This window comes from Curtobacterium sp. PhB137 (genome assembly GCF_003814955.1).
GTDB lineage: Bacteria > Actinomycetota > Actinomycetes > Actinomycetales > Microbacteriaceae > Curtobacterium.
Genome location: NZ_RKQO01000007.1, coordinates 130,777 through 149,643, shown reverse-complemented (window position 1 = coordinate 149,643; position 18,867 = coordinate 130,777). Strand labels below are relative to the sequence as shown.

The window sequence follows — 18,867 nt, the reverse complement described above, 5'->3', positions numbered from 1 at the left end:
CCCCGCCCCTACAGCTCGACGGTCCCGTGGTCCCCGGTGTCCGGCTGGCTCTGCTTGCCGAGTGCGGCCTTGAGCGTCTGCACGAGGCTGCCGACCGGGCCGGTGTCCTGCGTCCAGTACTCGACCGAGTCGCCCGACACGGTGAGGAGTCGGATCGAGGGGTCGTCGCGGCCGTCCGGGAACCAGGCCTCGGCGAACGGTGACCACAGCTCGTCGATCACGGCACTGTCCTGCGTCACCGTGGCGGTGCCGGCGATGGACAGGTAGCCGCCCTGCGACTCGATGGAGACGTTGACGTGCGGGTTCCTGGCGATGTCGTCGACCTTCTCGCTGCCGTCCTGCACCAGGAAGCGGAGGGTCCCGTTGAACGCCTTGTCCTGCACGGCGAGGGGCCGGGCGTGCAGCTGGCCGTCCTCGCTCACCGTCGTCAACAGGGCCGTGTGGGCGCCGTGGACGATGTCCGAGATGGCGGCGCGCTGGTCGGTCTGCGTGTCGGTCATGATGCTCCTTTGCGTCGTGCGCCCCACCCGTCCCGACGTTCGACCGCGGGTCCGGCGGGGCCGTACCGTTCCCGCCAGTGTGCCCCTCGACGCTGGGCGCGTCCGGCACACGGCAGCACCACCCCGACCGGGAGGCCCGCGCCGACTCCCCCGGACACGTCCGGCCACGCAGGTGGCCGGTCCGCAGTGCCCGCACCCGGTCCGGCGCGCTCCATGCGTCCGCACACAGCGACACTCCACCAGACGATCACCGCGTGCATCGTCGGAACATGCACACGCACCGGATGCATGCGCAACGAGCGACACTCCACGAGTCGATCCGGTGGTGGATCGACGGAAGATGCACCCGTACGGAACGCGTCAGGCGGGCTCGCGGATGGTGGTCTCGACGTCGACGACCTGCGGCACCCGCGGCATCGACGCGAAGCCGAACGCCACGGGCGGGTCGAGCGGTACCAAGGTGCCGAGGGGCTCCCCCGCCCAGGTCCCGCGCACGCCGGTGACGTCGTGCGCGCCGGTCACGCCGTAGTACTCGCGGCGTCCGTTCCCCGCCGAGCCGGCGGTGCCGGATCCGGGCGCGACGAGCCGGGCGATCGGGTCGATCGCGGCGAGCCACCGCGGGTCGCGGGCGATCGGCTTCGGCACGACGCGCAGCACCCGGCCGAGCGGTGAGATCGTGCCGACGTCGACCGAGACCTGCAGGGCGCCGGCGTCGAGCTCCAGGCCACGTGCCGTCCGTCGGGCCCGGACGTCGACCACGGACACGGTGTCGAACCGGTAGGTGCCGGAGACGTAGGCGGCGACGATCTCGTCCGGCGCGAGCAGCACGCTGGTGCCGTCGGGGAGCTCGAGGAACACGTCGGTGAACGCCCCGAACGGCGAGCGGTCCCACATCCCGACGACGATCCGGACGCCCGAGGTGGTGCCGACGCCCATGATCCGGCCGCGGAACCGGCGCTCGACGGGTGGGGTGCTGGGGCGTGACGGCATGCCGTGGACCGTACCCGGCACGCCCGTGAGCCGGACCGACGGAGCCGACCCGCGCCTCCCGGCCGACGGGTGCGCGAAAGCGACAGATCGCCGCGAACGTTCCGCGGCGATCTGTCGCATTCGCGGGGTAGGCCCGCCGGGCTGACCGCCTACGGGACGGGGACGGGCTCGGCGAGCAGCTCGCGCACGCGCGGCGCGACCCGGGTGCCGTAGAGCTCGATGGACCGCAGCATGTCCTCGTGCGGCAGACGACCGGTCGCGTAGCGCATGTCGAACCGCGAGGCGCCGAGGATCCGCATGTTCCGGGCGATCTTCCGCGCCACGGTCTCCGGCGACCCGACGTACAGCGAGCCACCGGCGGACAGGCCCGCGTGGTACCCGGCGACGTCGAGGGGCGGCCAGCCGCGCTCCCGGCCGAGCTGGTCGGTGACGGCCTTGTGGTACGGCCAGTAGCGCTCGGCGGCTTCCTCGTCGGTCGCCGCGACGAAGCCCGGCGAGTGCATCGCGATGGGCTGCTGCGGCAGGTCGAGCTGGGTGAGCGCCTGACGGTACAGCCGCGAGAACGGGGCGAACTGCGCCGGCTGCCCGCCGATGATGGCGAGGAACAGCGGCAGGCCGTACGACGCCGCACGGATCACCGACTGCGGGGAACCGCCGACGCCGATCCAGGTGGGGATGGCGCCGTGCTCGAGCTTCGGGAAGACGTCCTGGTCGACCAGGCTCGCGCGCTTCGTGCCGGACCAGGTGACGGCGTCGCCGCCGCGCAGCGCCGCCCAGAGCTGCAGCTTCTCCTCGAACAGGACCTCGTAGTCGGAGAGCTCGTGGCCGAACAGCGGGAACGACTCGGTGAAGGAACCGCGCCCGAGGATGACCTCGGCACGGCCGTCCGAGATCGCGTCGACGGTGGCGAAGCGCTCGTAGACGCGCACGGGGTCGTCGGACGACAGCACCGTGACGGCGGAGCCCATCCGGATGCGGGAGGTCGAGGCGGCGATCGCGGCGAGGACGACCTCGGGTGCGCTCACCACGAAGTCGGCGCGGTGGTGCTCGCCGACGCCGATGAAGTCGATGCCGACCTGGTCGGCGAGGACGGCCTGGGCCACGACGTCGCGGATGCTCTGCGCGTCGGACTTGAGGCTGCCGTCGGCGAGCTCGGTGACGTCGCCGAAGGTGTCGATGCCGAGCTCCACGCGTCCGATCCGCTCGGGTGCGGGCGGCGGGACGTCCGAGGGGCGGTCGGTGCCGAATGCGTTGCTCATGGTTCCTCCTGGTCGCATTTCCATGCGTTTGCATCAAACTATCACGATCGGGCCGCCAGGGCCAGGCCGGCGGGCCGGCACGGCCAGCGCCCGCGTGTACGGTCGCCCGCATGCCGAAGCTCCCTGACCAGACCGGACGCAGGATCGTCGTCACCGGCTCCAACAGTGGCACCGGGAAGGAAGCCGCGACCCGTCTCGCGGCCGCCGGCGCGAGCGTCGTGCTCGCCGTGCGCACGACCGCGAAGGGCGATGCCGCCGCGGCCGAGATCCGCGCAGCCCACCCGAACGCCGACGTCGAGGTGCGCGAACTCGACCTCGCGGACCTGGCGAGCGTGCGCCGCTTCGCCGACGGCATCGTCGGCGAGGACCGCCCGATCGACGTCCTGGTGAACAACGCCGGGGTCATGGCGCCGCCGCAGCGCTTCGAGACGGTCGACGGGTTCGAGCTGCAGTTCGGCACGAACTTCCTCGGCCCGTTCGCGCTGACGAACCTGCTGCTGCCCTCGCTGCTGCGCGCCGAGGCGCCGCGGGTCGCGACCATGTCGAGCCTCGCCGCGATCCCCGGCCGGATCCGATTCGGGGACCTGCAGTGGGAACGCGGGTACAACGGCTGGCGCGCCTACGGCCAGTCCAAGCTCGCCGACCTGCTCCTCGCGCTGCACCTGCACCGACTGACCGTCGAGGCGGACGTCCCCCTCGTCAGCACCGCGGCGCACCCCGGCTACACCCGCACGAACCTCCAGTCGGCCGGGCGCTCACTCGGACGCGCGAAGCCGGTGCGGTCCAACAACCGCGCGCTCCCCTTCACGCAGGCGGTCGAGCAGGGCACCGAGCCGCTGCTCTACGCCGCGGTCGGCCCGAACGCGGTCGGCGGCGCCTACTACGGCCCGGCCGGCCCCTTCGGCCTGACCGGACCGACGACCGCCGTCTCGATCCCCGGGTCGGCACGGAGCGCCGACCTCGCCCGCTCGCTCTGGGCCGTCGCCGAGGACCTCACCGGGACACGTCCGCCCCTCTGAGCGCGGGGCGCGGGGCGCGGCCGGGAGGCCCGTGGCGCGTCCGGCGCGCCGCCCGCGTCAGGCGCGGTGCAGCTCCACCGACCCGTCCAGCCGTCCGGGTTCGGTCAGGCGGGCGTGCTGCAGGACCGTGCGGTCCGGACCGATCGCCGCGGCGACGATCGACAGTGTCGTCATGTGCCCCTCGGCCTCGTGCGCGTCGCGGAGGATCGCGTCGGGGTGGTCGCTCGGCAGCGCTGCGGACTCGGCCAGGACACCGAACCAGCCGCTCCACCCGTCTCCGGCGTCGTCGCCCGCGTCCACCGTCCGGAGTTCGTCGAAGGGTCCGAGCACCGGTGGCCCGACCGGGGCGTCCGCGGCACGGAAGGCCTCGAGCCACCGCCCGATGCGCGGCGCCGCCGGGTCGTCCGGTTCGCCGTGCGTCACCATGTGCACGCCCGGGCCGAGCTCGGTCGTTCGGACCCGTGTGCCGTCCCAGGTCAGGACCGCGGCGCCGTCGGCGGTCGCCCGCACCAGGTTGAACGCGCGGGTGGTCGGCAGCGTGCCGTCGTGTCCCGGCAGCAGGTCGTCGGCGACGGCGTCGACCGGCACCACGCCGCGGGTCGTCCACGTGCCGTCGACACTCGGCACCGGTTCGCCGCGGTTGAGCACGACCGCCAGTCCGGCGCGGTCCGAGGCGGCGAGCCACGCACCGCCGGCAGCACGGTCACGCACGCCGCGGACCCCGGGGTCGCGATCGGGCCACCACGCAGCGGGCGGATCCCACGGACGCTCGGGTGACTCGTCCCGCAGGGCGAGCACGGTGACGGGCCACGCGGACCCGGGGTCGACGCGGACGACGACGGTGCACATGCCGTCGATCCTCGCACGTGCCCCCGGTAGCGTGAGCGGCGTGAACGCAGCAGCAGAGCGCACCCTGACCGTCATCGTGGGGATCACCGGGGGCATCGCCGCCTACAAGGCCGTCGGCGTGGTCCGCGACCTCGTCAAGCGCGGGCACGAGGTGCACGTCGTCCCCACCGAGGGGGCGCTGCGCTTCGTCGGACTGCCGACGCTCGAGGCACTCAGCCGCAACCCCGTCACCACGAGCGTCTGGGACGACGTCTCCGAGGTCCGCCACGTCGCCCTCGGCCGTCGCGCGGACCTGGTCGTGGTGGCCCCGGCGACCGCGGACTCCCTGGCACGGATGGCGAACGGCCTGGCGAGCGACCTGCTCGGCACGACGCTGCTCGCCACCGACGCCCCGGTCGTCGTCGCGCCGGCGATGCACCCGCAGATGTGGGAACACCCCGCGACCCGGGCCAACGTCGCCGTCCTGCGCGAGCGGGGCGTGCACCTGGTCGGACCGGTGGTCGGCGCGCTGACGGGCGACGACGCCGGCATCGGCCGGATGACGGAACCCGAGGACATCGTCGCCGCCGCGCTCGCCGTGCTGGACGGCCCGGGCGGTGCAGGGGCGGGGCGTCGCGCCGGCACCGACGGGGGGACGCAGTCCGGCGCCGGGGCCCGCGGCGAACAGGGCGACCTGTCCGGCGTCCGCGTGGTCGTCAGCGCGGGCGGCACCCGCGAGCCGTTCGACCCGGTGCGCTTCGTCGGCAACCGGTCGAGCGGCCGGCAGGGCCTGGCCATCGCCGCCGACGCAGCGGCGCGCGGCGCCGTCGTCACCGTCGTCGCCGCGAACGTCGAGGCCGGCCTGACCGCGGGCATCGACGCGACCGTCGTGCCGGTGGGGTCAGCGCTCGAGCTCGCCCAGGCCGTGCACGCCGCGGCGGTCGATGCCGACGTCGTCGTGATGACCGCTGCCGTCGCCGACTACCGGCCGGCCGAGGTCCTCGCCGAGAAGCTCAAGAAGGACGCCCAAGGTGAGCGGATGACGCTGGAGCTGGTGCGGAACCCCGACGTGCTCGCCGACCTGGTGGCGGCGCGGCGCACCGGGCAGGTCATCGTCGGGTTCGCCGCCGAGACCGAACCCGACCGCGACGCCCGCATCGCACTCGGCCGCGCGAAGATCGCGCGCAAGCCCGCCGACCTGCTCGTCGTGAACCACGTCGGCTGGTCGGCCGGGTTCGAGCGCGAGGAGAACGCGATCGAGGTCCTGGTGCCGGGCGGCGAGGTGGTCCGCGAGACCTCGGGTACGAAGGCCGAGGTGGCGGCGGCGGTCCTCGACCTCGTCGCGACCGCACTGACCTGATTCCGAGGACGGGCGAGCACGATGGGGGTATGCGACGACGTGAGCGGATCAAACGAGCCACCCGGACTGCCACACTGCTCGCGGTGCTGCTCGGCGGGGCCGGCGTCACCCACTTCCTGCAGCCGCGCCACTACGACCGGATCGTGCCGGACACACTGCCACCGCGGCTGACGACGGTCGCGTCCGGCGTGGCCGAACTCGGCATCGCCGCCGGGCTCGTGTTCCCGGCCACTCGCCGGGCCTCGGGGTGGGCTGCAGCTGCCCTGTTCGCCGCGGTCTTCCCCGCGAACGTGAAGATGGCGAACGACCTGCTCGACAGCCCGCGGTCGACCCGGGCGATGCGGCTCGTCTCCGTGCTGCGGCTCCCGCTGCAGGCCCCGCTCGTCCTGTGGGCCGTGCGCGTCGGTCGGCACGCACCGAAGCGGTGACCCAGCCCTCCTGGACCCGCGCGGCCGCACCGCTGCTGCACCGGCCGGTGACCCAGCACGCGTGGGACGACGTCGTCTTCGCGCACTGGCGACACGACCCGGGCTCGCTGGCGCGACTCGTCCCGCGGGGGACGCGCCCCGACGTGGTCGACGGCAGCGCCTGGGTGGGACTCACGGCCTACGTCTTCCACGAGACGCGGGTGCCGCCGTTCCCCTCCGCCGGCCGCCTCGGCCGCATGACCGAGGTCACCATCGAGGTCCTGACCGTGGACGACCAGGGCCGGCGCGGGGTCGCGTACCGCACCGTGGACACCGCGAACGTGCCGGCGATCGTGGCCGCACACGCGCTGCTCGGCGTGCCGTACACCTTCGCGCACGCCCGGTCGCGCCGCCGCGGCGAGGTCGTCGCGCACCGGTCGGTCCGGCACCCCGCACGTGCACTGCACCCGGTGCGCTGGGCGCGGTCGCTGCGGCAGGAACGCCCCTCGGGCACGGCCAGACCCCGGCACGCGGCCTCGATCCGGGTCACCGCCGGTGACGTCGTCGACACGCCACTGGCCGCCGAGCTCACCACCCGCGCCGGCATCCACGCCCGGTACCTGGCCCAGACGCTGTTCTGGCAGCGACAGCACCCGCCGCTGACCGTTCGGGCCGCGCACCTCGACCGGCTCGAGGGGGACCTGCCCGACGCCGTCGGCATGCCGGGGCTGTTCGACCGGGCACCCGACTCGCTGCTCGTCGTCGACGGCACCACGGTGCGGTACGCCTGGGGTGGGGTCGTGCGGTGAGCGACCACGCCACGGACGATGCCGCCCAGGACGACCTCGACCGCCCCGTGACACGCGCTGAGCCGAGCGGAACGCCGGTCTCATATCAGGTACGTTGATCGGTGCGCGTGCACTGACCGCGCCCCGATCGAAGGAGAACGCATGCCGGTCCCCCGCAGCGCCCCGACCGAGCACCAGCTGCTCCGCGACACCGTCCGGCACAAGATCCACGACGCGATCATGGACGGCACGCTCGTCCCCGGCGAGCGGCTCAACGACGACGAGCTCATCGCCTGGCTCGGCGTCTCCCGCACCCCGATCCGCGAGGCGCTGAGCCAGCTCTCCCGCGCCGGCCTCATCGAGATGGCGCCGAACCGGTACACGCGCGTCACGACGCCGAACCCCGCCGAGGTCATCGAGGCGATGCAGACCCTCGGGGTGCTGTTCGGTGGTGTCGTCCGCCTCGCGGTCCCGCGCCTCGGCGCGGGTGCACGGAAGAAGATCCTCGCGCAGCTCGACAAGACGATCGCCGAGCTCGAGTCGCACGACGTCGCTGCGGTCAACCACGACTCGCTCGACGTGTTCGCGCTCTACGTCGCCGAGTGCGGCAACGAGAACCTGCAACGCGTGTGCCGCGACACCATGGACGGTCTGGCCTTCCGCCTGCGCCTGCCGAACCTCGACGAGCTCGTCGACTGGGACCGCATGACCGCGGACTTCCGTCGGCTGCGCACCGCGACCGAGTCCGGCGACAACGTCGCCGCGGAGCTCGCGACCGAGGCGATCCACCAGCTGCCGGGCGAGAAGCACTGAGTCCGGCTGTACCGCCGTACAGGAACCCGCCCGTCTCGCGCACGCGAGGCGGGCGGTCCGCGTTCCACGGGCCTCCCGGACACCCCGTCCCGGCCCGCGACCGACGCGCACGACGCTCCCAGACTGCGGATCCGGCGAGCCGATAGCATCGCTGGCGACCACCCGATCGCCCACCCGGAGCAGCACATGAGTCCTCGATCGACGGACCGTACCGAGGTCGCCGCACGTCTGGCCGCGGCGGTCGGACGGATCAACCGGCGAGCACGGACGGACTCGGCCTCGCTCGGGTACGGGATCGTGTCCGCACTCGCCACCATCCAGCGCGAAGGACCCCTGCGCCCGGGCGACCTGTCGCGGATCGAGGTGGTCACGAAGCCCACGATGACCCGCATCCTGACCGAGCTCGAACAGCGCGGCTTCATCGAGCGCGAGGCGGACCCGAGGGACGGCCGCGCCTTCATGGTCTCGGCCACCGACGAGGGCATCGCGGCGGTCGAACGAGCACGCTCGGACCGCACCGGGATCGTCGCCGAGCTCATCGCCGAGCTCGGTGAGTCCGACGTCACCGCGATCGCCGGAGCGCTCGACGCCCTCGAACGCGTCGCCCAGGGCGACCGCACCCAGGAACCTCACACGTTCTAGGTCCGAACCGGCCGTTACCGAACCGTTACCAACGGGTGGACGGACGGTTCTGCCAGCGATCCTGGACGCGTCATCCAGTCTGACGAGTCATCGTGTCGGCTTCGCCCGACGGCGGCCTCCCTAGGGCCGGTCGCGGCGGACGGACGGGCCCCACACCACCGTCCGGTCCTCCCCGGTTCGCCGGACTCCCCTGCTGCGCGCACCTCGACGCGCGCAGCATCGCTCACCGTCCCCGACGTGCCGCGCAGCCCGGAGTCCCGCACCACGAACCGCCCGACCACCGGAACCGATGCCAGGACACACCCCCGACCTCCCCACCACCACCGCCTCGACCCGACGTGAGGCCCTGAACTCCCCCAGCCGGCGTGTGCGCCGCGCCCTCCGCCACCGTGCGCTCCGACACCGTGCGACGTTGATCGTCGGCGGCGCCGCGGTCCTCGCCGTCGCCGGCGGTGCCCTCACGATCGGCACCCAGCCCGCCATCGGCGAAGCGCTCGGCATGCCGACCGGCACCGCGAGCGCGACCGCGACGGCCCAGCCCGCCCTGCGCGGCACCGCCCTCGACCGAGCCCAGGCAGCGGCGACCATCTCGACCGCGAAGACCGTGATGACGACGGCGAACGCCAAGACCGACACGGCCTCGCTCGAGCAGCACATCGACGCGCTCAGTGACTACCCGGAGCTGTCCGGCGCCGCGCTCACGACGCGCATCTCGTCGACCGTCGAGTCGACCGCGCACGTCGCGCAGGCCAGCGCCACGCAGGACAAGCGCGACGTCGACGCGAAGGCAGCAGCCGTCGCGAAGGCCGCCGCCGAGAAGCGGGCCGCCGCAGCAGCAGCGGAGGCCGCGCAGAAGCTGGCGGCGGGCAACACCGTCGCAGGCGCCAAGGCGACGGCGACCTCGCTGGCGTCCTCCGAGTACGGCTGGGGCTCCGACCAGTTCCAGTGCCTCGACAACCTGTGGACCAAGGAGTCCGGCTGGAACTACCAGGCCGTCAACGCCAACGGCGGGGCGACCGGCATCCCGCAGGCGCTGCCCGGTTCGAAGATGGCGACCATCGGCTCCGACTGGCAGACCAATGCCACGACCCAGATCAAGTGGGGCCTGCAGTACATCAGCGCCGCGTACGGCACCCCGTGCTCGGCGTGGGCGCACTCGCAAGCGAGCAACTTCTACTGAGCGGCGCGGGCCGGCCGCCTGCTGGCCCACGCACCTGCACGTCGAACGGCCCCGGGTACCGCCCGGGGCCGTTCGTCCTGTAGGCATGCCGGGTGACGACGATCGGACTACGCCGGATGGCGCCCCGCGACCCCGCCGAGGGACACCGTGCCGCGAGCCCCTTGGAACTGCTGTTCGACCTGGTGTTCGTCGTCGCGGTGGGCTTCGCCGCCACCAACCTGCACGAGATCGAGACCGAGGGGCACGTCAGCTCCGCGGTGGTGGCGTACGCCATGGTGTTCTTCGCCATCTGGTGGGCGTGGCTGAACTTCAGCTGGTTCGCGACCTCGTTCGACACCGACGACTGGCTGTACCGCGTCACGACGTTCGTGCAGATGGCCGGCGTGCTCGTGCTCGCCGCCGGGGTGCACGCCGCCATGGCCGAGGGGGACTTCACGGTCCCGGTGATCGGCTATGTCGTGATGCGCCTGGCGATGGTGGCGCAGTGGCTCCGCGTCGCCGTGTCGTCCTCGCGGTACCGCCGCACCGCGCTCCGGTACGCCGTGGGCATCGTCGTCGTGCAGGTGCTCTGGGTCGGCATGCTCGCGCTGCCGCAGGGATCGACGGCGTGGGCGTTCCCCGTCCTCGTCCTGCTCGAGGTCCTCGTCCCGCCGATCGCCGAGGGCACGGGCGAGACGACGCCGTGGCACACGCACCACATCGCCGAGCGGTACGCGCTGTTCACCCTCATCGTGCTGGGCGAAGGGCTCGTCGCCTCGGCGAACGCGGTCATCGACGGCATCGCCCAGGCCGACCACCTCGCGTCGCTGCTCGTCCTGGCCGCGGCCGGGCTCGTCATCGTCGCCGGACTGTGGTGGATCTACTTCTCGCGTGAGCAGCACGACCACATCCGGAACCTGCCGAGCGCGCTCGTGTTCGGCTACGGCCACTACTTCGTCTTCGCCGCCGCGGGTGCGCTGCCGGCCGGGATCGAGGTCGCGGTCAGCGCGGACGCCGGCGAGGCCGACCTGTCGCACGCCACGGTGGCTGCGACCGTGGCCGTCCCGGTCGCGCTGTTCGTGCTCGCGATCTGGGCGCTCGCACTCCGGCCGTCGCTGTCCGCCGGGTGGAACGCGATCGTCGTCGTGCTCGCCGTCGCGATCCTCGCGACGATCGCGGTGCCGGACGTCTCACTCGTCGCCACCGCGGTGCTCGTCGCCGCGATCGTCGTGGTGCTCGAGGTCGCCGAGCGGCGGCCGGGGACGCACCGCGTGCGCTGAGGACGCGACCGGGGGTCGGACGGGAGGCCCGTGGCGGCGCCGCCACGGGCCTCCCGTCCGCCGTCGCCGAAGCGACAGAATCCCGCGAACGGTTCACGGGATTCTGTCGCTTCAGCGGGACGGTCCGTGCACGGTGACGGGACTGTGTCGCGTTGACGAGCCGGGTTCACCCCACCCGCGCGACCCGCACGTCGACCCGCGTGAGCGCCAGGCCGTGCGCCGACGCCGTCGTCAGGGCGACGTCGTGCACGGCGCGGGCGACCTCGGGCGCGGGGCGGTGTCCGTCGGTGCCGATGACGACCCGCAGGACGCCGTCGTCGACCACGATGCGTGCGGGGGCCGTGCTGGACGCCATGCCGCGGACGGCGCTGACCGTGCTGGCCACGGTCGGGCGGGCACGGTAGAGGTCGGTGACGCCGGGCACGTCGACCACGGCCTGTTCGACCGCGGCGACGGTGTCGTCGGTGGTGCTCATCGGATCCCCTCGGTGTCGATCTCGGTGCCGGTGTCGGTGTGCGGGTCGTCGGCGTCGGGCTGCGGTTCGAGCAGGTCGCGGACCACCACGTCGATCGACTCGACGACCAGGTCGGTCTGCTCGGCCAGCGCCTGGGCGACCCCGGTGCGGACCAGGTCCGCCGTCGCGACGATCGACGGGCCGGACATGATCGCGACCTCGACGACCACGCGGATCGGTGCGGCGAGTTCGGTGACGTCGCCCTCGAGCCGGCACCGGGCGACGAGGACGCCGGGAACACCGTCGCCGGTCCGGCGGATGAGCGATCGGATGGCTCCCTCGGTCATCACCGGGCGCTCCGACTCGGACTGCGCGCGGAGCGGGACGTCCCGTCCGGAGCGGGACTCCAACGAGATGTTGGCGAGCACGCCGCCGATCCACGACTCGTCGGCCGGGGCTTCGTCGCGGGCGGCGGCCTCGAGGGAGCCGAGCGACGCGTGCCGCACGCGCAGGATCGCCGCGAGGGCGTTCTGGCACGCGGGTGAGCCGTCGATGGTGGGGTCCGGCGGCTGCATGCCGGCGTCCAGGTAGTCGGCGAGCTCGTCGATGGAGTGGCCGTCGAGGTCGTCGAGTTCGAGTGCGTCGAGGTCGCTCATCGCCATCCCTCCATGAGTCGGATCATGTTCTTCCTCGCTCGGGACAGGAGTCCGCGGACCGTCGAGGGAGGCAGGTCGAGTTCTGCGGCGATGTCGTCGTAGCTGTACTCGAGCACCTCCTTCATGATCCAGCAGCGTCGTTGGGCTTCGGGCAGTTCAGCGAGCGCCGTCTCCGCCGCTTCCTCGCGCGAGCGGGCCTCGGCGACCCGGTCGGGAGCGTCGTCGGCGGGTGCGGCGACCTCGAGTTCGGTGACGTCGTCGTGGAACCGGCGGGCCCGGATGCGGTCCAGGCACTTCCGGCTGAGGATCCGCATCAGCCAGGACTTCACCTTGGCGTGGTCCTCGAGCCGGTCAAGGCGGTCCCACGCGGTGATGAAGGTCTCCTGCACGACGTCGTCGAGTTCGTCGGTCGATCCCAGGGTCCGACGGGCGTAGGCGCGCAGGAGCGGCGTGTAGCGGCGGATCAGGACCTCGAAGGCCCGGACGTCGCCATCGGACGACCGGCCGGCGAGGACCGCGTCGTCGAGCTCGGCGAGGGACTGGTGGTGCACGCTTTCCTTCTACTGGTCGGGGCTGGGAACGAGGTCGGCCGCTGATGGGACGCGCGAGGACTGCGGATCGTCACACTTCTCGTCACACTTGCGCCAGAGTTGTGGCATGTCGCTCGTCACCGCCGTCTGCCGCGTCGACCGCCTGCTGCCCGACTCCGGCACGATCGGCGTCACCGCCATCGACAAGCGTCCGGTCGACGGCAAGGTCCGGGTCCGACCGCTCGGGCTGTACGCCGACGTCCAGGCCGACCGGAAGCACCACGGCGGCGAGGACCAGGCCGTGTACGCCTACGCCGACGAGGACGCCGCGTACTTCGCCGCGTCGCTGGAGCGCGAGATCCCGCCGGGCCTGTTCGGCGAGAACCTGCGGACCACGGGTGTCGACGTCACCGGGGCCGTGACGGGCGAGCGGTGGCGCATCGGCGAGACGCTGGAGCTCGAGGTGACGATCCCGCGGATCCCGTGCGGCACGTTCGCGCGCCGGATGGGCGTCGACAAGTGGGTCCGGCGGTTCACCGAGGAAGGCCGTCCGGGCGCGTACCTGCGGGTCGTGAAGTCCGGCCCGGTGGCAGCAGGTGACCCGGTCGTCGTGACGTACCGGCCGGAGCACGGCGTGACGATCGGCGAGGTCTTCGCGGGGCTGACCCCCGAGCGTGCCCGTGCCGTGCTCGAGTCCGGGGAGCGTCTCGCGCCGAAGGTCGTCCGCGACGTCTCGAAGGTGCTCGCCCGGTCCTCGGCAGCCGCCAGCTCCTGATCAGTCGCCGCGCGTCGGGTCGAGGGGCCGCTTCGCTCGGGGCAACCCGGCGACGACCAGGTCGTAGGCGTTCGCGACGAGGTCCTCGACCAGGGTCTCGTCGATGCCGTCACCGGGAGCGAGCGTGATCCAGTGCCGCTTGTTCATGTGCCACCCCGGTGTGATCTCGGCGTGGTCGCGGACGAGTGCTGCCCCGTGCGGCGGCGCGCACTTCAGGTTGACGATCGGCACACCACGGAGCTCGCTCGTCATCACGAACATCTTGTCGACGACCTTGTAGACCAGGGCGCCCTCGCCGAAGGGCTCGGTCTCGAACACCGCGGGCAGGCCCATCGCGGTGCGACTCGCGATCTCGTGCAACTGCGCGCCGTCCATGCACCCAGCATGCCCCAGACGCCCGACACCGCGGCTCGCGGACCGGACCTGTTCGGGGGCATGTCATGAGCGTCGTTCACATCGTAGGATCAGGTCGCCGCGTACCCGACGCGGCGGTCGCTCCGGCGATCACCCACTCGTTCCAGGGGGAACCCGTGCGCATCATCCGTACCCTCGGCATCGCCGCCGCCACCGCAGTCCTCGCCACCACCGTCGTCGTCGGCGGGGCCTCCACCGCGCAGGCCGCCCCGAAGACCTACGCCAACTGCACCGCGGTGCACAAGGTGTACTCGGGCGGCATCGCGAAGAAGTCCGTCACGAAGAACAAGGTGGTCTCCGGCGGCAAGACCACGACCCGTGCGCTCAAGGGCACGGTGAAGAAGGACGACGCCCTGTACAAGGCGAACGCGAAGCTCGACCGCGACAAGGACGGCATCGCCTGCGAGAAGAGCTGACGCGCTGACGCACCGAAGCGCTGGCCCTCGAACGCCCCGTCGACCCGGCGGGGCGTTCAGAGCGTCGGGACGCCCTCGTGCCCGGACCTCGGGCGGGCGGTCCCGGCGACCCCGGTGACGACCGACCCCGCGGGGACGTCCTTCGTCACCACGGTGTTCGCACCGACGACGGAGTCCTGCCCGATGCTGATCGCCCCGATGAGGGACGATCCCGCGCCGAGCACGACGCGGTCGCCGACGACCGGATGCCGGCGGGCCCCTGGGCCGTGGTCGCCACCGCGCCCGCCCAGGGTCACCCCGTGGAACAGCACGACGTCATCCCCGATCACCGCGGTCTCCCCGATCACGACGCCCATGCCGTGGTCGATGAAGAACCGACGGCCGATGCGGGCGCCAGGGTGGATCTCGATGCCCGTCACCGACCGTGCTGCCTGGCCGATGACCCGTGCGACGAACCGCGATCCGGGCAGGCCCCTGGCGAGCCAGAGCCGGTGCGTCACGCGGTAGGTCCAGATGGCGTGCAGCCCGGAGTAGACGATCGCGTTCTCGAGGTCACCACGGGCGGCGGGGTCGCCGCGGCGTGCTGCGGCCAGGTCCTCCCGGACCGTCCGCAGCACGCCTCGTCGGACGGAACGACTCACGCAGTGAGTCCCTCGAAGAGCACCGTCGACAGGTAGCGCTCCCCGGTGTCGCAGACGATCGCGACGACGCGCTTGCCGGCGTTCTCGGGTCGCGCTGCGATCTCGAGCGCGGCGTGGATGATCGCGCCGGACGAGATGCCGGCGAGGATGCCCTCGTCGGTCGCGAGCGCCCGCGCCACACGCAGGGCGTCGTCGAGCTCGACGTCGAACACCTCGTCGATGACGGACTGGTCGAGGACCTCGGGGATGAAGTTCGCACCGATGCCCGCGATCTTGTGCGGTCCGGCCTTGCCCTCGGTCAGGAGCGGGGAGTCCTTCGGCTCGACCGCGACGATCTGCACGCCGGGCACGCGCTCCTTGAGCACCTGGCCGACACCCGTGATCGTGCCACCGGTCCCGACGCCGGCGACGAACACGTCGACGTGCTCCTCGGTGTCGCGCAGGATCTCCTCAGCGGTGGTCTTCCGGTGGATCGCGGCGTTCGCGGCGGTCTCGAACTGGTGGGCGAGGATCGCGCCGGGCGTCTCGTCGACGATCGCGGCGGCGCGTTCGACCGCGCCCTTCATGCCCTCGGGACCGGGGGTGAGCACGATCTCGGCACCGTAGGCGCGCATCACTGCACGACGCTCGACGCTCATCGTCTCCGGCATCGTGATGATCACCTTGTACCCGCGGGCCGCACCGACGAGCGCGAGGGCGATGCCGGTGTTGCCCGACGACCCCTCGACGATGGTGCCGCCCGGCTGCAGGTCGCCGGACTGCTCGGCCGCGTCGATGATCGCGACGCCGAGGCGGTCCTTCACGCTGGCGCCGGGGTTGTAGAACTCGAGCTTGGCCAGCACCTCGGCGCCGCCCGCCTTCGGCAGCCGGTTCAGCTTGACGAGCGGGGTGTTGCCGAACGCCTGGGAGATGTTGTCGTAGATCGTGCCGCTCATCCGGTCCGTCCTCATCGGGTCAGGTCGCGCATCGCTCTTCCTGGAGGCGCGGTGTGCGCCCGATCCTAGCGACCGGACCCCAGGTGGTCCTGTCCACGGCATCGGCTCCCGTTGCCGTGTGGCCCACCTGGGCGTACGGTGCCGGGCAACGACGAGGAGGTCGCCATGTCCAAGCTGCAGCAACCCGAGGTCGCACCGCCCGTGGTCGACCGTGCCGCGTTCGACGAGGCACTCGCCACCCAGGTCCGCGACGAGAAGGAACTCACCCGGCACGGCGACCGTGTGTCTGCCGCCCGCCGCCGACTCCCGATGGTCCAGGTGGAGGACTACGAGTTCCAGGGCGCCGACGGCCCGGTCCGGCTCTCCGAGCTGTTCGACGGCCGCTACCTGCTCCTCGTGCAGAACGTGATGTTCGCGCCCGACTGGGACGACGGCTGCCCGAGCTGCACCTGGGCCGTGGACAACCTGCCGGCGAACACGGGTCGGCTCGACGACGAGGGCATCGCGTTCGCCATGGTCTCGCAGGCTCCGATCGAGAAGCTCGAGCGCTGGCGAGAGCTGCACGGCTGGCCGCACCGGTGGGTGTCGTCGGGCGCCACGAGCTACCACGACGACTGGGGCTGGACCCTGCACCACGACGACTACGACGGTCCGGTGCCGGGCTACTCGTACTACCTGCTGCGCGACGGCGTGCCCTACCTGACGTACGCCACCGGATCGCGTGGGACCGAGGCCATCCTGCCGGTCGCGCACATCATGGACCGCACCGCGTACGGCCGCCAGCAGGACTGGGAGGACAGCCCCGACGGCTGGCCGCAGTACCCCACCTACGGTTGAGCGTCCTCCGCTGGCCGCAGCGCCCGCCGGAGTTGCGCCTCCGAAGGCAGCGCTCGCTGCAGCTCAGTTGGCAGCAGATCGAACGAAGCCACTCCCACCGGGGCGTTGGACGCGCCGAGTGCGTACCGGACGACGGCGTCGTTCTTGCCCGCGACGAGCAACAGCCCGACGGTTTCAGCGTGCGCTGGGCGGCGGAGCTCGCCGTCGACGAGGGCAACGTAGAACGAGAGCTGCCCGATGTTGTCCGGCCGGAACTCCCCGGTCTTGAGTTCCACGACGACGTACCGGAGCTGCTCGACGTGGAAGAAGAGGAGATCGACGAAGAAGTCGTTGCCATCGACGTCGAAGTGCACCTGCCGCCCGACGAATGCGAACCCGGTACCGAACTCGCGGAGGGTTTCCTCGATCCGCTGCACCAGTGCGCGCTCGAGCTTTCGCTCGTCGAGGTCGCCGTCGACGGCGAGGAAGTCGAGCACGTACGGGTCCCGGGTCATCTGCCGAGCCAGATCGGCACCGTCTTCGTCCAGGAGACGACTGAAGTTCGTTGGCGGAGTCCCGCTGCGCTCCAAGACACGAGTTCGCAGGTTGTGCACGAGCGCGCTGCGCGACCAGCTGCCCTGAACTGCAGCTACTGCGTACCGAGCCCGGCGATCAGGCTCCGCCACTGGGAGCAGAGCACGGATGTGCCCCCACGGCAATTGGTCCACAAGCTGTGGACCAATTGATGCTTCCTCAGGCCAGGCTGCCGCGAACTGCCGCATGTACTTGAGGTTCGTCACCGACAGCCCCTTCATCGACGGGAACTCGCTTCGCAGATCGTCGGCGAGCCGGTTCAGGACACCGCTCCCCCACTGCCCGCTCTTCGACCGCTCGAGCAGGACCGTGCCGATCGACCAGTACAGGTGCACCAGTTGCGCGTTCGCTGCCAGCTGCACGCGATGCCGCGTCGCGGTCACCTGTTCGCGGATCACTCGAAACGTGTGTTCGTACTCGGCCGGGAGCGTCGATCCATCAGTCATCCGCCGATCGTGGGGGTTGCTGGCACGCGCCGTCCACGAATCGGTATGGACGTCACGTGCGAGGGCACATGGCCAGGGTCAGCGCACGAACGCCGTCCGCGCGAACCGCTCGTCGGTCGCTTCGAGCACCCGCAGCACGTTGCCCCCGGCGAGCGCCCGCAGGTCGTCCGCTCCCCACCCGCGCCGCTGCAGCTCGGCGGCGAGCACCGGGTACCGGGACACGTCACGCAGGTCCGGCGGCAGCACCGGGGTGCCGTCGTAGTCCCCGCCGAGGCCGATGTGTGCTGCGCCGGCGAGGTCGCGGGCGTGCTCGACGTGGTCGGCGACGTCCGACACCGTCACGAGCGGCGGCTCCCCCACCGAGCCGGCGTCCTCCCAGTCCGCCCAGTCGCGTGAGACGAACTTCGGGACGAACGTGATCATCACGATGCCGCCGTTGTCCGACAACCGGGCGAGCACGTCGTCCGGCACGTTCCGCGGGTGGTCGTCGACGGCGACGGTGGACGAGTGACTGAAGACGACGGGCTGCGTGGCGACGTCGAGGGTGTCCCGCATGGTCGCCGGTGCGGTGTGCGACAGGTCGACGAGCATGCCGATCCGCTCCATCTCGGCCACCACCTGGCGGCCGCGATCGGTCAGCCCGCCGTGCGGACGCGAGCCCGTCGCCGAGTCGGCCCAGGGGGTGTCGTCGTTGTGCGTGAGCGTCATGTAGCGGACGCCGAGTCGGGCGAAGACGCGGAGCACCGCCAGGTCGTCGCCGATGGAGTGCCCGCCCTCGGCGCCGAGCAGCGACGCGATCCGACCGGACTCGACCGCCGCCCGCACCTCGGCCGCCGTCCGGGCGAGTGCGAGCGACTCCGGGTACCGCTCGATGATCCGGTGCGCCAGGTCGATCTGCTGCAGCGTCGTCCGCACGGGGTCCGGTTCGTCGACGGGCACGAAGACCGACCAGAACTGGCCGACGACCCCACCGGCGCGGAGCTTCGGCAGGTCGGTGTGCAGCGAGTCGACCTCGGTGTCGATGCCCTCGACCCCGGAGTCGTGGGCCTCGCGGCGCTCCCACGGCAGGTCGTTGTGGCCGTCGATGACCGGGAACGGGATCGCGTCGAACGTCATGCCCCGACGCTACCGCGCACGTCCCCGTG

23 protein-coding genes are annotated in these 18,867 nt (G+C 72.1%); 11 read left to right on the top strand and 12 right to left on the bottom strand.

Annotated features, from left to right (window positions below):
• Positions 1-8: 8 nt before the first annotated feature.
• The 3 genes from EDF28_RS12800 to EDF28_RS12790 form a co-directional block, all read right to left on the bottom strand.
• On the bottom strand, positions 9-500 hold the full coding sequence (locus EDF28_RS12800; protein ID WP_123292028.1) for a pyridoxamine 5'-phosphate oxidase family protein: 492 nt from the start codon (positions 498-500) through the stop codon (positions 9-11).
• A 360-nt stretch (positions 501-860) separates the two neighbouring features.
• Positions 861-1,490, bottom strand: a complete 630-nt coding sequence (locus EDF28_RS12795; protein WP_123938566.1) for a hypothetical protein — start codon at positions 1,488-1,490, stop codon at positions 861-863.
• 149 nt (positions 1,491-1,639) lie between these two features.
• A complete protein-coding gene (locus EDF28_RS12790) occupies positions 1,640-2,749 on the bottom strand; it encodes an LLM class flavin-dependent oxidoreductase (protein ID WP_260154951.1) in 1,110 nt (369 codons plus the stop codon).
• 110 nt (positions 2,750-2,859) lie between these two features.
• On the opposite strand from EDF28_RS12790, the gene EDF28_RS12785 reads away from it, so the two are divergent.
• The gene (locus EDF28_RS12785; protein WP_123938565.1) at positions 2,860-3,768 is read left to right on the top strand and encodes an SDR family oxidoreductase; all 909 of its coding nucleotides are present in this window, start codon (positions 2,860-2,862) and stop codon (positions 3,766-3,768) included.
• A gap of 57 nt (positions 3,769-3,825) precedes the next feature.
• Here the strand turns inward: EDF28_RS12785 and EDF28_RS12780 are convergent, their stop codons facing one another.
• A complete protein-coding gene (locus EDF28_RS12780; RefSeq protein ID WP_173169278.1) occupies positions 3,826-4,617 on the bottom strand; it encodes an NRDE family protein in 792 nt (263 codons plus the stop codon).
• A gap of 64 nt (positions 4,618-4,681) precedes the next feature.
• On the opposite strand from EDF28_RS12780, the gene EDF28_RS12775 reads away from it, so the two are divergent.
• The 7 genes from EDF28_RS12775 to EDF28_RS12745 all read left to right on the top strand — a co-directional run bounded on the left by EDF28_RS12775 (position 4,682) and on the right by EDF28_RS12745 (position 11,045).
• Positions 4,682-5,956, top strand: coding sequence for a phosphopantothenate--cysteine ligase family flavoprotein (locus tag EDF28_RS12775; RefSeq protein WP_123938768.1), 1,275 nt, complete (start codon positions 4,682-4,684; stop codon positions 5,954-5,956).
• 29 nt (positions 5,957-5,985) lie between these two features.
• A complete protein-coding gene (locus EDF28_RS12770) occupies positions 5,986-6,384 on the top strand; it encodes a hypothetical protein (RefSeq protein WP_123938564.1) in 399 nt (132 codons plus the stop codon).
• The gene (locus EDF28_RS12765; protein ID WP_159573306.1) at positions 6,381-7,172 is read left to right on the top strand and encodes a YqjF family protein; all 792 of its coding nucleotides are present in this window, start codon (positions 6,381-6,383) and stop codon (positions 7,170-7,172) included. Before EDF28_RS12770 ends, EDF28_RS12765 begins: the two co-directional genes overlap by 4 nt.
• Positions 7,173-7,313: 141 nt before the next feature.
• Positions 7,314-7,964 (top strand): GntR family transcriptional regulator, encoded by a 651-nt coding sequence (locus EDF28_RS12760; RefSeq protein WP_123938562.1) that lies wholly within the window; start codon positions 7,314-7,316, stop codon positions 7,962-7,964.
• A gap of 186 nt (positions 7,965-8,150) precedes the next feature.
• The gene (locus EDF28_RS12755; RefSeq protein WP_111084361.1) at positions 8,151-8,606 is read left to right on the top strand and encodes a MarR family winged helix-turn-helix transcriptional regulator; all 456 of its coding nucleotides are present in this window, start codon (positions 8,151-8,153) and stop codon (positions 8,604-8,606) included.
• Between the two features lie 289 nt (positions 8,607-8,895).
• Positions 8,896-9,786 (top strand): phospholipase, encoded by an 891-nt coding sequence (locus tag EDF28_RS12750; protein ID WP_123938561.1) that lies wholly within the window; start codon positions 8,896-8,898, stop codon positions 9,784-9,786.
• A 92-nt stretch (positions 9,787-9,878) separates the two neighbouring features.
• On the top strand, positions 9,879-11,045 hold the full coding sequence (locus EDF28_RS12745; protein ID WP_260154948.1) for a low temperature requirement protein A: 1,167 nt from the start codon (positions 9,879-9,881) through the stop codon (positions 11,043-11,045).
• 166 nt (positions 11,046-11,211) lie between these two features.
• On the opposite strand, the gene EDF28_RS12740 is transcribed toward EDF28_RS12745, so the two are convergent.
• The 3 genes from EDF28_RS12740 to EDF28_RS12730 are packed head-to-tail and all read right to left on the bottom strand — an operon-like array spanning position 11,212 to position 12,706.
• Positions 11,212-11,520 carry a hypothetical protein gene (locus tag EDF28_RS12740; RefSeq protein ID WP_123938560.1) on the bottom strand — a complete coding sequence of 103 codons (309 nt, stop codon included), beginning with the start codon at positions 11,518-11,520 and terminating at the stop codon, positions 11,212-11,214.
• Complete coding sequence (locus EDF28_RS12735; protein WP_123938559.1) at positions 11,517-12,155, bottom strand: hypothetical protein; 639 nt, start codon at positions 12,153-12,155, stop codon at positions 11,517-11,519. The genes EDF28_RS12740 and EDF28_RS12735 overlap by 4 nt, the downstream gene beginning before the upstream one ends.
• Positions 12,152-12,706 (bottom strand): RNA polymerase sigma factor, encoded by a 555-nt coding sequence (locus EDF28_RS12730; RefSeq protein ID WP_111084365.1) that lies wholly within the window; start codon positions 12,704-12,706, stop codon positions 12,152-12,154. Before EDF28_RS12730 ends, EDF28_RS12735 begins: the two co-directional genes overlap by 4 nt.
• Before the next feature lie 106 nt (positions 12,707-12,812).
• Here EDF28_RS12730 and EDF28_RS12725 point away from each other — a divergent pair, with 106 nt between their 5' ends.
• Complete coding sequence (locus tag EDF28_RS12725) at positions 12,813-13,460, top strand: MOSC domain-containing protein (RefSeq protein WP_123938558.1); 648 nt, start codon at positions 12,813-12,815, stop codon at positions 13,458-13,460.
• On the opposite strand, the gene EDF28_RS12720 is transcribed toward EDF28_RS12725, so the two are convergent.
• On the bottom strand, positions 13,461-13,835 hold the full coding sequence (locus tag EDF28_RS12720; RefSeq protein WP_123292015.1) for an MmcQ/YjbR family DNA-binding protein: 375 nt from the start codon (positions 13,833-13,835) through the stop codon (positions 13,461-13,463).
• 155 nt (positions 13,836-13,990) lie between these two features.
• Between EDF28_RS12720 and EDF28_RS12715 the strand changes: the two genes are divergently transcribed.
• On the top strand, positions 13,991-14,290 hold the full coding sequence (locus EDF28_RS12715) for an excalibur calcium-binding domain-containing protein (RefSeq protein WP_235035941.1): 300 nt from the start codon (positions 13,991-13,993) through the stop codon (positions 14,288-14,290).
• Positions 14,291-14,346: 56 nt separating this feature from the next.
• Here the strand turns inward: EDF28_RS12715 and epsC are convergent, their stop codons facing one another.
• Both epsC and cysK read right to left on the bottom strand, forming a co-directional pair.
• Positions 14,347-14,931: a serine O-acetyltransferase EpsC gene (gene epsC / locus EDF28_RS12710; RefSeq protein ID WP_243692431.1), complete on the bottom strand. Its 585-nt coding sequence runs from the start codon at positions 14,929-14,931 to the stop codon at positions 14,347-14,349.
• Entirely contained in the window at positions 14,928-15,866 is a 939-nt protein-coding gene (gene cysK / locus EDF28_RS12705; protein WP_123292013.1) for a cysteine synthase A, read from the bottom strand. Before cysK ends, epsC begins: the two co-directional genes overlap by 4 nt.
• A gap of 165 nt (positions 15,867-16,031) precedes the next feature.
• Between cysK and EDF28_RS12700 the strand changes: the two genes are divergently transcribed.
• Positions 16,032-16,703, top strand: coding sequence for a DUF899 family protein (locus tag EDF28_RS12700; protein ID WP_123938556.1), 672 nt, complete (start codon positions 16,032-16,034; stop codon positions 16,701-16,703).
• On the opposite strand, the gene EDF28_RS12695 is transcribed toward EDF28_RS12700, so the two are convergent.
• Together EDF28_RS12695 and EDF28_RS12690 are read right to left on the bottom strand one after the other, a co-directional pair.
• On the bottom strand, positions 16,694-17,722 hold the full coding sequence (locus EDF28_RS12695) for a YhcG family protein (protein WP_123938555.1): 1,029 nt from the start codon (positions 17,720-17,722) through the stop codon (positions 16,694-16,696). The genes EDF28_RS12700 and EDF28_RS12695 overlap by 10 nt on opposite strands.
• 78 nt (positions 17,723-17,800) lie before the next feature.
• Entirely contained in the window at positions 17,801-18,838 is a 1,038-nt protein-coding gene (locus EDF28_RS12690; RefSeq protein ID WP_123938554.1) for a dipeptidase, read from the bottom strand.
• Positions 18,839-18,867: the final 29 nt, after the last annotated feature.